General features: G+C 61.1%; 9 protein-coding genes. All 9 read left to right on the top strand.

Annotated elements, in window-relative coordinates; translation table 11 throughout:
* Positions 1 to 30: 30 nt before the first annotated feature.
* The 9 genes from mutS to lspA all read left to right on the top strand — a co-directional run bounded on the left by mutS (position 31) and on the right by lspA (position 12,876).
* Positions 31 to 2,646, top strand: a complete 2,616-nt coding sequence (gene mutS, locus B5E67_RS01530) for a DNA mismatch repair protein MutS (protein WP_087382086.1) — start codon at positions 31 to 33, stop codon at positions 2,644 to 2,646.
* 30 nt (positions 2,647 to 2,676) lie between these two features.
* Entirely contained in the window at positions 2,677 to 4,797 is a 2,121-nt protein-coding gene (gene mutL / locus B5E67_RS01525) for a DNA mismatch repair endonuclease MutL (RefSeq protein WP_087382083.1), read from the top strand.
* Positions 4,781 to 5,728, top strand: coding sequence for a tRNA (adenosine(37)-N6)-dimethylallyltransferase MiaA (gene miaA / locus B5E67_RS01520; protein ID WP_343286506.1), 948 nt, complete (start codon positions 4,781 to 4,783; stop codon positions 5,726 to 5,728). The genes mutL and miaA overlap by 17 nt, the downstream gene beginning before the upstream one ends.
* 6 nt (positions 5,729 to 5,734) lie before the next feature.
* Positions 5,735 to 7,078, top strand: coding sequence for an HlyD family efflux transporter periplasmic adaptor subunit (locus B5E67_RS01515; RefSeq protein ID WP_087382081.1), 1,344 nt, complete (start codon positions 5,735 to 5,737; stop codon positions 7,076 to 7,078).
* A gap of 192 nt (positions 7,079 to 7,270) precedes the next feature.
* Positions 7,271 to 7,732 carry a cell division protein SepF gene (locus tag B5E67_RS01510; protein WP_087382078.1) on the top strand — a complete coding sequence of 154 codons (462 nt, stop codon included), beginning with the start codon at positions 7,271 to 7,273 and terminating at the stop codon, positions 7,730 to 7,732.
* The gene (locus B5E67_RS01505; protein WP_087382075.1) at positions 7,716 to 8,537 is read left to right on the top strand and encodes a YlmH/Sll1252 family protein; all 822 of its coding nucleotides are present in this window, start codon (positions 7,716 to 7,718) and stop codon (positions 8,535 to 8,537) included. Before B5E67_RS01510 ends, B5E67_RS01505 begins: the two co-directional genes overlap by 17 nt.
* Before the next feature lie 27 nt (positions 8,538 to 8,564).
* Positions 8,565 to 9,305, top strand: coding sequence for a DivIVA domain-containing protein (locus tag B5E67_RS01500; protein ID WP_087382072.1), 741 nt, complete (start codon positions 8,565 to 8,567; stop codon positions 9,303 to 9,305).
* Positions 9,306 to 9,450: 145 nt separating this feature from the next.
* The gene (gene ileS / locus B5E67_RS01495) at positions 9,451 to 12,243 is read left to right on the top strand and encodes an isoleucine--tRNA ligase (RefSeq protein ID WP_087382069.1); all 2,793 of its coding nucleotides are present in this window, start codon (positions 9,451 to 9,453) and stop codon (positions 12,241 to 12,243) included.
* Between the two features lie 162 nt (positions 12,244 to 12,405).
* Complete coding sequence (gene lspA / locus B5E67_RS01490) at positions 12,406 to 12,876, top strand: signal peptidase II (RefSeq protein ID WP_087364381.1); 471 nt, start codon at positions 12,406 to 12,408, stop codon at positions 12,874 to 12,876.
* The last annotated feature ends 2 nt before the right edge of the window (positions 12,877 to 12,878 follow it).

Below are 12,878 nucleotides of genomic sequence, written 5' to 3'. Positions count from 1 at the left end.
GGACGCATCCGGGGAAAGAAGGGGAATGCCATGGCGGATCTGTCGCCCATGATGAAACAATATCTGGATATCAAAAAACAGCATAAGGATGAGATCCTTTTTTATCGCATCGGCGATTTCTATGAGATGTTCTACGACGACGCCATCACGGCTTCCCGGGAGCTGGATCTGACCCTTACCGGCAAGCAGTGTGGCCAGAAGGAGCGTGCCCCCATGTGCGGCGTGCCCTTCCACAGCTATGAGACCTATATGGCCCGGCTGATTGCCAAGGGCTATAAGGTGGCTATCTGTGAACAGGTGGAGGACCCGGCCACCGCCAAGGGCCTGGTCAAGCGGGATATCGTCCGCGTGGTGACGCCGGGCACCGTCATCGAGAGCAGCATGCTGCAGGATGACCGAAACAACTACATCGCCAGCCTCTACCTGAAAGGGGAGCAGGCGGGCATCTGCTTTGCGGATGTCTCCACCGGCACAGCCCATGTCACCGAGCTGTCCAGCAACAAGCTGGGGCTGGCGGTCATTGCGGAGCTGTGCCGCTATCATCCCAGTGAGGTGCTGATGAATGAGGGCGTTCTCGCCAATCGGGAAATCACCAACTACATCAAAAAGTATCTCAACTGTGCGGTGGAACTGATGGAGGATGAGCGGTACGCTCCCGGCCTCATCGAGTCCACCCTGACCGAACAGTTTGGCCGGGACTGGGCCGACACCACCGAGATCGGCGCCAACGGCCTGGTGAAATACGCCATGGGCGGACTGCTGCAGTACCTGCACGACACCCAGATCAAGGGCGTCGGCCGCCTCAAGACGGTGATCCGCTACACCGAGGCCCAGTACATGCACCTGTCCAACGTGACCCGCTCCAATCTGGAGCTCACTGAGACCATGCGGGGCCGGGAGAAGCGGGGGACCCTGCTGTGGGTTCTGGATCAGACTTCCACCGCCATGGGCAAGCGCCTGCTGCGCAGCTGGCTGGAACAGCCGCTGGTGTCCAGTGCCATCATCAACCACCGCCTCAACGCGGTGGAGTGCCTGGTGAAACAGACCATGGCCCGGGGAGAGCTGTCCGAGACCCTGCGCTATATCACCGATATTGAGCGCCTGATGACCCGGACGGTGTATGGCTCCGCCACTCCCAAGGAAATCTACTCCATGGCCCAGACCTTTGACCGTCTGCCCGAGCTGAAAAAGCTGGCAGGGGACTGCAGCTGCGAGGAGCTGAAAACCCTGGCCGGAGAAATGGACCCCCTGGAGGACATCAAGGCCCGCATTTATGCGGCCATCGACCCGGAAGCCCCCTCCACCCTCAAGGATGGCGGCGTCATTGCTGCGGGCTACAACGACGAAGTGGATGAACTGCGGTCCATCCGGGAGAATACCAAGGGGATTCTGGCCCAGCTGGAAGCCCGCCTGCGGCAGGAATCCGGGATTCCCAAGCTGAAAATCGGTTTCAACCATGTGTTTGGCTATTACATCGAGGTCAGCAACAGCTACAAAAACATGGTTCCCGACAACTATACCCGCAAGCAGACCCTGACCAACGGTGAGCGCTACATTACCCCCGAGCTGAAAGAGCTGGAAAACAAGATTCTGGGTGCACATGAGCGGCTCATCAGCCTGGAACACCGGCTGTTTGCAGACCTGCTGGAAGGCATTGGCCGGGAGCTGGACCGGATTCAGCGGACCGCCCGGGCGGTGGCTGAGCTGGACGTCTATGTCTCGCTGGCTACCGTGGCGGCAGACAACAACTATTGCCGCCCCATCGTGGATGACAGCGATCAGCTGGTGATCCGGGAGGGACGTCACCCGGTGGTGGAGCAGGTCCTCAAGGGGAGCCTTTTTGTCCCCAACGATACTCAGCTGGACTGCGGCGAAAACCGCTGCCTGATCATCACCGGCCCCAATATGGCGGGCAAATCCACCTATATGCGCCAGAATGCCCTGATTGCCCTGATGGCCCAGATCGGCTCGTTCGTCCCGGCCAAGGAGTGTCATGTGGGCATTGTGGATGCGGTGTACACCCGTGTCGGGGCCTCGGATGACCTGGCCGCCGGTCAGTCCACCTTTATGGTGGAGATGACCGAGGTGGCCGAAATCCTCAAAAATGCCACCCGGCGCAGCCTGGTGATTCTGGATGAGATCGGCCGCGGCACCTCCACCTTTGACGGCATGAGCATTGCCCGGGCGGTGGTGGAGCACATCTCCGACCCCAAAACCGGCCTGGGCTGCAAGACCCTGTTTGCCACCCATTACCACGAGCTGACCGACCTGGAAGGCAGCGTGGAGGGCATCAAGAACTACAACATTGCGGTCAAAAAGCGGGGCGAGGACATCACCTTCCTCCGCCGGATCGTCCGGGGTCCGGCCGATGACAGCTACGGCATCGAGGTGGCCAAACTGGCCGGCCTGCCGGGCAGCGTCACCCGCCGCGCCCATGAAGTTCTGCGCAAACTGGAGGCCGCTGCCCCCAAGAACAATGTGGAGCAGATGGATTTCGGCACGCTGGAAGAGTATCAGTCTCCTGCGGTGCCCAGCGAACTGGTGGACAAGCTGGAGGCGCTGGACCTAGAGACGCTGACCCCCATTGAGGCCCTCAACTTCCTCTATGAGCTGAAAAAGACCCTCAAGGGCAGCATTTCCGGCTGAGTTTAGAAACAACGAAAGGAGGGTGTCTGCATGGCAGTCATCCATGTGCTGGATAAACATACCGCCGAGTTGATTGCGGCGGGCGAAGTGGTGGAGCGGCCTGCGTCGGTTGTCAAGGAGCTGCTGGAAAACTCCATCGATGCGGGCGCCACTCAAGTTACAGTGTCCATTGAGTCGGGCGGTGTCAAGCTGATCGAAGTCAGCGACAACGGCAGCGGCATCGAGCCGGCCTATATTTCCACGGCCTTCATCCGCCACGCCACCAGCAAGATTGCGGTGGAGGCGGACCTGAATTCCATTCACACCCTGGGCTTCCGCGGGGAGGCCTTGGCCTCCATCGCCAGCGTGGCCAGGGTGGAACTGCTGACCCGTACCGAGGACAGCGAGTTCGCCTCCCTCTATCGCAACGAGGGCGGGGAAGAGGGCCCCTGTGAACCGGCAGCCCGGGCGGTGGGCACCACCATCCGGGTGCGGGACCTTTTCTACAACACCCCCGCCCGCATGAAGTTCCTTAAAAAGGACTCCAGCGAGGGCACCTTTGTGTCCGATGTGGTGACCCGGCTGGCTCTCAGCCATCCGGAGGTCAGCTTCAAATTTGTGCGGGAAGGCAAAACCCAGTACGTCACCCCCGGGGACGGGGATCTGCGGGGCGCAGCCTATGCAGTGCTGGGCAGGGAGTTCAGCCGGGACCTGATCGAGGTAAACGACGAGAGCAACCTGTACCGGATTCACGGTCTCATCACTCCGCCCAAGAGCTGCCGCGCCAGCCGCAGCATGCAATATTTCTACATCAACGGGCGCTATGTGCGCAACCGTACCATGATGGCCGGCATGGAGACCGCCTTCAAGGGCACCACCATGCAGGGAAAATTCCCGGGCGGTTTGCTGATGCTGGAGATGCCGGCGGATCTGGTGGACGTCAACGTCCACCCGGCCAAGACCGAAGTCCGCTTTGCCCGGGAGAACGACGTCTTTGATGTGGTTTACCACGCCGTCAAGCTGGCGCTGGCCACTCCGGGCAGCGGGGAACGCCGTTTTGTCTTTGATTCATCCAAAGAGACCTTTGAAGCGTCCGATTCCGACAACGCAAAGGCAATCGAAAAAACAAACGATAATAAAACGGAAAAATCTGTAAAGCAAGATAGCTTTACAGGACTTTCTGCGGTCATTCCGGGGCAATCGGAGCCCGGCGTGCTCAAATCGGCAGCAAAACTGGCCCCTGAACCGGATGAACCGGAGATCCAATCCGAGCCCCTCCAGCCCAAGCGGCACTGGTGGGGAATCGAGGAGCCCATCCCCAAAGTAATGGAGCTTCGCAGCCCCGAACCGGCCCGTCCCAAACAGACGTTCCGCCCCGCTGAGCAGGAATCCAAGCTGGATATCAGCCTGGAAGAGCCGGAGGAATGGACCCCCGACGACCCGTTTGCAAAAGCGGATGCGTCCGCAAAAACGGTGTTCAATCCCTTGCCGGAACCTGAGCCCGCCCAGCCGGAGCAGCAGGCCATGGAAGCCCCCGAGACAGAGCTGGAGGAAACATCCGTCCAGCCGGAACAGACGGTGCTCCCGGGGGCAGATGCCCCCATCCCGCTGTCCTATGTGGGGGAGGCCTTCCAAACCTACATCATCGCCCAGCGTGGGGAAGAACTCTGCCTGATTGACAAGCACGCAGCCCATGAGCGCCAGATTTATGAGAAGCTGGCGGCCAGCTATGGCGACGTGCCCAGCCAACTGCTGCTGGCGCCGCTGGTGATCACCCTCTCGGCAGAGGAGAAGCAGGCCCTGATGGGGAACATCCCCCTGCTGGAAAACGTGGGCATTGAAGTGGGGGACTTTGGCGGCAACACCGTTTTGCTGCGGGCCGTCCCCTGCGACGTGGAGCAGGACGACCTGGAAGACATGCTGGTGGAAATTGCAGACAAGCTGGCCCGGGGCAGCCGCGACGCGCTGAGCGAGCGGACCGAATGGGTTCTCCACTCGGTGTCCTGCCGCGCCGCCATCAAGGCCGGGGACCGCACCTCTCCCGAGGAGCTGATGGCCCTGGCCGAGAAAATCCTCTCGGGCGAGGTGCCGCCTTTCTGCCCCCATGGCCGTCCCTGCGTCCTCAAGCTGACCCGAAAGGAGCTGGAAAAGCAGTTTGGCAGAATCGAATGAAAAGCGCCCGGTGATGGCGGTGGTGGGCCCTACCGCCACCGGCAAGACCGCCCTGGGCGTAGAACTGGCCCTCCGGTTTGGGGGCGAGATCATCAGCGCTGACTCCATGCAGATTTACAAGGGACTGGATGTGGGCACCGCCAAGGTAACCTCGGAGGAAACCCGCGGCGTGCCGCACCACTGTGTGGATATCCTGTCCCCGGAGACGGCCTTCAGTGTGGCCGATTTTACGGCCCTGGCCGGCGGCCTGGTGGAGGAAATCGACGCTCGCGGCCGTCTGCCCATTCTGGTGGGCGGGACGGGGCTTTATGTCCAGAGCTTCCTGTACGGCGTCCGCTTTGCCGAGGAAAAGGCCCCAGAGGGCCTGCGGGAGGCTCTGGCGGCGGAACTGGCTGCCCGGGGCCCCGAGGCCATGTATGCCGAGCTTCAGGCCGCTGATCCCGAGGCCGCAGCGGCCATCCATCCCAACAACCACCTTCGGGTGCTGCGGGCTCTGGAACATTACCGGGCCACCGGCCGCCGCCTCAGCGAGCAGAAAGCAGCCTCCCTTCCGCCGGAGCGGCCCTACCGCTCTCTGGTGCTGGGGCTGGATTTTGCAGACCGGGCGGTGCTCTACCGCCGGATTGACACCCGCGTGGACCGGATGCTGGAACAGGGCCTTCTGGAAGAAGCCCGGATGGTCTATCAGAACCGGCAGACCTACCGTACCGCGGCACAGGCTATCGGATACAAGGAATTCTTCCCTTACTTTGCGGGGGAGGCTACGCTGGAGAGCTGTGCCGAGCAGCTGAAACAGTCCTCCCGCCGCTATGCAAAGCGGCAGCTGACCTGGTTCCGCCATATGGACGGGGTGGTCTGGCTGCAGGCCGACGCGCCGGACCTGATTGATCAGGCGGCAGACTTGGCCGCCGCGTTTCTCAAAGAGGGGTGATGCTGGATGAGAAAGGATTCGGAAACCGCTTCCCCCAAAAACTGGCTCACCATTCTGGGCGGAATCGTGGTGGTTCTGCTGTTCATTGCACTGTGCTATGTGGGCTATCAGATCATGCACCTGGTCAACCCGCCCAACACCTACGAAACTGTCCTGACCGCCACCGTGGAGAACAAGGTGCAGGCGGACGGCGTGCTGCTGTTTCAGGAGACCATGATTCCCGGCAGCGGGGATCTGGGGTATCTGGTGGACGACGGCGCCCGCGTCTCGGCCGGCACCGTGGTGGCGGAAGTTTACACCAGCCACGATCAGAGCACCCTGCGGGCTGAGCTGAACGACCTGAACGAACAGATTGACCTGCTGCAGCGTGCCGAGAACGTATCTGCCACCCAGGTGGACACCATGATCCAGGAGCGCACCACCGCCCTCTACGACCTGATGGACGCAGTGGACCGGGGCGAACTGGAAGACCTGGACGACGGTAAAGAGGACTATCTCCTGACCCAAAACAAGATTCTGGTGGTGACGGGGGAGGCGTCGGGCTTCGCGGCCCAGATTGCTGCCCTGCAGGCCGAGGCCGATCAGATTCGGAGCCGGCTGGGCTCGCCTGCCCAGATCACCGCGCCCCTGACCGGCTACTTTGTCCGCTGTGCCAACGCCCGCCAGCTGAGCCAGTCCTCCGACGCCATTCTGGCGATGGATGCGGCCACCCTCAAGGCCTATCTGGACGGCGGCGCAGACGCCCCGCTGGCGGGATGCGCCGGCAAGATGGTGTCGGGGTTCAGCTGGACCTACTGCGGCGTCTGCGACGCCAAAGAGGCCCAGAAACTCCTGCGGGCCGACGGCACCCCTCTGACCAAGACGGTGAAGATTCGTTTCCCCGGCCAGACCAACCAGGCTCTGGAAGGCAAACTGACCGAGGTGACCATCGACGAGGCGTCGGGCCTGGCCCGCTTTGTCCTGACCTGTGATTCCATCACCGCGGACGTGCTGCGGCTGGGTCAGGCCTCGGCGGAGATCATTGTCAATGAGACCACCGGCCTGCGGGTGCCTGCGGCATCGGTCCACTATGTTCTTGAGACAGGGGAGGCCGCACCGGAGGCAGACAGCGCCGCCTCGGGAACCGTTCCGGCAGGGGAAAACTATATCCCCGGCGTCTACGTCAAGTTTGGCAACCTGGCCCGTTTCTGCCGGATTGACCCGGTGGACGACGAACATCCCCTGGTCACCGACGGCGACTACATCATTGTGTCTCCCAAGGGGACGGAGGGTTCGGTCAGCGAAGTGCGCCTGTACGACCAGGTGATTGTGGAGGGCCAGAACCTCTACGACGGAAAACTGCTGTCCTGATTTGGGCCCGTTCCGGACGGGCTGGCGGCGGTTTGGGAATCTGTGCCAGATTTATGCTGCGATTACTTGACATCCGGAACAAAAAAACAGATAATATAAAAAGCTATTCTTTTTTGTCTGTCCCGCTGTGCAGGACAGCGGCGTCTTTCATAGCGAATGGCATCTGCATGGCAGATGAAAGGAGCGGTATCGATGTCTTTTATGGAAAATATCAAAAAAGGACTCTTCGGCGAGGATGACGGCTACGACGATCAGTACATTGACGATGGCCCTCAGATGGTGAACAACAACAGCGGCTTCGGCGTGTCGGATTCCTACGACGATGACAGCAGCGAGAACACCAAGAGCAGCAACCGCGTGGTCAACATCAATGCCACCACCCAGCTCAAGGTGGTTCTGGTCAAGCCCGAGCGCTTTGAGGATGCGAGCACCATTGCGGACCACCTCAACAACAAGCGCACCGTCGTGCTGAACCTGGAGTCCACCAATAAAGAGGTCTCGCGCCGCCTGGTGGATTTCCTGTCCGGCGTGGCCTACGCCAACAACGGTCAGATCAAGCGGGTGGCCAACAGCACCTTTATCATCACGCCCTATAACGTCGACATTATGGGCGATCTGCTGGACGAGCTGGAGAGCAATGGCGCGTTCTATTGATGATTCCGGCGCCCGGAATCCAGTCCGCGGATTTATTCCGCCCCAGAACGACAAAGAGCGTTTTCTGATGCGCCACATCGAGGACCTGGCCCGCACGGCCGAGGCCCGCGGCATCCCCAAGTATTCTTCGTTCCTCAGCGACAGGGAACAGGTGCTGGCCAAAGCCGCCTTATCCAGGGCGGGCTGCAGCTGCTGGCGGCTGGACGGGGGACACCCCGACGCCGAGCGGCAGCTGGTTGCCATCGAGCCGGAGGACAGCTGGACCGATAGTCCGCTGACCTGTGTCCGGCTGGAATGCAGGGCAGCCCCCGGGGCAGATCTGCCGGCCCACAAAGACTATTTGGGCAGCCTGATGGGCCTTGCTCTGAAGCGGGAAGCCCTGGGGGACATCGTCCTCCCGCCGGATACCCCCGGCACAGCCTATGTGTTTGCGCTGGAGCCGGCAGCCCGTCTGATCTGCGAGGAACTGTGCCAGGTGGGCCGCGCCGAGGTCAGCTGCACGTTGCAGCCTCTGGACGAGCTGCCCGACCTGTCGCCGGGCGAGCGGGTTGTGCGGACGGCGGCGGTGTCCTCCCTGCGGCTGGATGCCGTGCTGGCGGCGATGCTGCACTGCAGCCGCGGCGCTGCGGCCGCATTGATCGAGGCGGGCAGGGTGGAGATCAACCATCTGCCCACCGAAAATGTTCACGCCCCAGTATATGAAGGGGATATTTTTACCGTTCGGGGCAAGGGGCGCTTTGCTCTGACCGGGCTCCCGGGTAAAACAAGGAAGGACCGCCAGATTGTTGCGTTCTTCCAGTATTAGTAGTAGAATAACAGGAGGAAATCAGTTATGCTGACACCGCAGGACGTGCATTCTGTCCAGTTTGAAAAGGGCTTCCGCGGCTATCGGATCGAAGAGGTGGACCAGTTCCTGGACAGAATCGAGGAGCAGCTCAAGAGCAACGCCAATGAGTTGGAGCGTCTGCAGCAGCAGATTCAGCAGCTGCAGAGCGAAAACCAGCGCCTGGCCAAGGAGACCGAGGACTACCGCGCCGACGGTGAGATCATGAAGTCCGCCCTCATCAATGCCCAGCGGATCGGCGAAAACGTCATCCGCGAGGCCAACCAGAAGGCGGAGGAGATCATCCACAAGGCCAACATCCGCAGCGACGACATCATCCGTGATGCCAATGACCTGCTGCAAAAGGCCACCGACCGCGCCGACGAGATCGTCCGCGAGGCCAGTGACCAGCGGATGATGGAGGAGCGGGAGTATGAGCGGGTTCGCCTGGAAGTCACCCGCTTCAAGGCGGACGTGCTGAACCTCTACCGCAGCCACGTGGAGTCCCTGAGCCGCCTGCCCGAGTATACCCCCGACAACCCGGTGGAAGCTGCTCCGGATACGGCTGCCGCAGACGCCGTCGCCGATGTGCTGGACGCTGACGCCGCCGAGGCCGAGGTGGATGCCCAGGACGCCGACCAGAACGAGGACTTCTGGGACAAGGACGAGAGCGAGCTGAAAACCCCTGAGCAGAAGCGCCCCGCCGAAGTGGATTATTCCGCATTTCAGGGCGTCCAGTTCAGCAAATAACCGTACATCCCCGCGCGGTTTTCCGCGTGATGCAGCAGGGCAGGGGCGTTGAGCGCCTGTCCCTGCTTTTCCCATGTGCCGGGTCAGCCGGCACAGCCGCGCCCTGAGCGCATTGAATGAAAGATTATTGAGGAGTGTGGAACCAGTGCCTAAGACAAAATCCCAATACGACAGCACCTTGCATCTGCCCAAGACCCTGTTTGAAATGCGTGCCGGCCTTCCCAAGAAGGAGCCCGCCATGCTGGAGGACTGGAACAAGAACGATCTGTACAATGAGCTGATGAAGCACAACGAGGGCAAGCCCACCTTTGTGCTCCACGACGGCCCTCCGTACGCCAACGGCAACATTCACATGGGCACCGCCCTGAACAAGATCATCAAGGATATCATCATCCGCGAGAAGAACATGGACGGCTACAAGGCCCCCTATATCCCCGGTTTTGATACCCACGGCCTGCCCATCGAGCTGAAGGCTCTGGCATCGGTCGGCGACAAGAAGAAGGACATCTCCAAGCTGGGCCTGCGCCAGATCTGCGAGAAGTTCGCCACCGAGCACATCGACATCATGAGCGACCAGTTCAAGCGTCTGGGCGTTATTGGCGATTTTGAGCACCCCTACCTCACCCTGAAGCCCGAGTTTGAGGCCCGCCAGATCGAGATCTTCGGCGAGATGGCCAAGAAGGGCTATATCTACAAGGGCCTGAAGCCGGTTTACTGGTGCCCCGAGTGCCGCACCGCTCTGGCCGAGGCCGAAATCGAGTACGGCGAGGACGATTGTGATTCCATCTTCGTCCGGTTCCATGTCACCCAGGACCCCAACGGCGTGCTGGCCAAGTACGGCATCCCCATGGACAAGACCTGGTTCGTGATCTGGACCACCACCACCTGGACCCTGCCCGCCAACGAGGCCATCTGCCTGAACGGCGCTCTGGAGTACTCCTTCGTCAAGTTCAACGGCGAGTACCACATCATGGCCACCGACCTGATCGAGAGTGTCATGAAGGCCTGCAACATCACCGAGTATGAGGTGGTGGGCCAGCCGGTTCTGGGCTCCGAGTTCGAGCTGATGCGCTATCAGCACGTCTACCTGCCCAAGGAGGGCGCCGTGATCCTGGGCGATCACGTCACCCTGGAGAGCGGCTCTGGCTGTGTTCACACTGCCGGCGGCCACGGCGTGGACGACTTCAACGTCAGCCAGAAGTACAATGTGCCCATCACCGTTCCTGTGGACGACGGCGGCTACCTGACCGAGCTGGCCGGCAAGTACGCAGGCCAGAAGGTCTGGGCTTCCAACAAGACCATCCTGGCAGACCTGACCGCTTCCGGCGCTGTGCTGGGCCAGGTCCACATCAAGCACCAGTATCCTCACTGCTGGCGCTGCCATAACCCCATCATCTTCCGCGCCACCGAGCAGTGGTTCTGCTCCATCGACGCCTTCAAGGAGGATGTCTACCAGGCCATCGATGGCGTCCAGTGGATGCCGGAGTGGGGCCATGACCGTATGTACGGCATGGTGCGCGACCGCAGCGACTGGTGCATCAGCCGTCAGCGTACCTGGGGCGTGCCCATTCCTGCCTTCTACTGCAAGAAGTGCGGCAAGTACCACATCACCGACGCCACCATCAAGGCTGTCAGCGATCTGTTCCGCAAGGAGGGCTCGGACGCCTGGTACAAGTACGAGGCCGAAGAGATCATCCCCGCAGGGGAGGTCTGTGAGAACTGCGGCGGCACCGAGTGGACCAAGGACACCGACATCATGGACGTGTGGTTCGACTCCGGTTCCACCCACCGCGCCGTTCTGGAGGAGCGCTCCGAGCTGCACTTCCCGGCTGACCTCTATATGGAGGGGGCCGACCAGTTCCGCGGCTGGTTCCAGTCCAGCCTGCTGACCAGCGTCGCCAGCTGCGGCGTTGCTCCCTACAAGGCTGTTCTGTGCCACGGCTGGGTCGTGGACGAGCAGGGCAAGCAGATGCACAAGAGCGCCGGCAACGGCGTGGAGCCCGCCGAGATCATCAAGGATTACGGCGCCGATATCATCCGTCTGTGGGTCGCTTCCTCCGACTACACCGTGGACGTCCGCGCCGGCAAGAACATCTTCAAGCAGCTGAGCGAGGCCTACCGCAAGATCCGCAACACCGCCCGCTTCATCCTGGGCAACCTGGACGGCTTTGATCCCAACACCGACATGCTGCCGGTGGATCAGCTGCAGGAGATCGACCGCTGGGCTCTGGCTGCTCTGGACGACCTGCTGCAGGAGACCGATGCAGGCTATGCAGCCTACAACTTCAACAAGGTCTACCACGCTGTCTACAACTTCTGCGTTGTGGCCATGTCCAACTTCTACCTGGATGTTACCAAGGACCGGCTGTACTGCACCAATGGCGCAGCCCGTCAGGCTGCCCAGACCGCCATGTACAAGATCCTGGTGGCCCTGGACAAGATCATCGCTCCCATCCTGTGCTTCACCAGCCAGGAGATCTGGGACTTCATGCCCAAGATGGAGGGCATGAACCGCTATGTGGTCTTTGAGGATATGCCGCACGCCGGCCAGTATGCCGCCGATGAGACCTTCAAGGCCAAGTGGGCCAAGCTGATCGCCGTCCGCGACGAGGTGAAGAAGTCCCTGGAGATCGCCCGCAACGACAAGAAGATCGGCGCTTCTCTGGAAGCTACCGTCACCCTGTACTGCAGCGATGAGCTGTACGACCTGCTGAACAGCGTTCCCATGGACGAGCTGGCCGACCTGATGATTGTTTCCCGCGTGGAGCTGGTCAAGGGCGAGGGCGGCAATGCCTCCGCACTGGAGGGCCTGGGCGTCACCACCGAACACGCTGTGGGCGACAAGTGCGAGCGCTGCTGGAAGTACACTGCCGACATCGGCACCCATCCGGCTCATCCCACCCTGTGCGCACGCTGCGCCAGCGTCATTGAGGGCTGATGGCCTGATCCCCGTTTTTTGTGAAAAATAGAAGAGCGGCGTTCCCTCTGGTTTGTCTTGGGGAGCGCCGTTCTTTGCAAACGCCGTTTTTGAAAGAAACTGTCAGGGCGGGGCCCGCCGCATGAATGCTGCGGGCCCTGGCTCTCTCACAGGAGTCGTTTTATGTTTGTGTTCCTGAATCTCGTCTGCATCGCGGCCCTGGTGGGCATCGATCAGGCGATCAAGCTCTGGGCCGTCCACTCGCTGCAGCCGGTTGGCTCGATGCCCCTGATCCCTCATGTGATCGAGCTGCGCTTTGTCTACAATGAGGGCATGTCCTTCAGCCTCCTCAGCGGCAAACAGGGCTTTCTGATTGCCGCTACCAGCATCGGCCTGCTGGCCATTGCCTGGTGGCTGTTCACCCGCTGCCGCAATGACCAGCTGCAGCGCTGGGCCTGGATTCTGGTTCTGGGCGGCGGCATCGGCAACCTGATCGACCGCATCGCCGAGGGCCGCGTGGTGGACTATCTCAACCTGCTGTTTATGGATTTCGCCATCTTCAACTTCGCCGATATCTGCATCTGTGTGGGTATGGGCCTGTGGATTCTGGCGGTGATCCTTGAGGAGCGCCGTCATCCGGAAGGAAAAGAATAAGC

It is taken from the genome of Faecalibacterium sp. An122, assembly GCF_002160895.1.
Classification (GTDB): Bacteria; Bacillota; Clostridia; order Oscillospirales; family Ruminococcaceae; genus Faecalibacterium.
The sequence above is the reverse complement of the archived record's forward strand: the minus strand, read 5'-3'. Positions and strand labels throughout refer to the sequence as shown.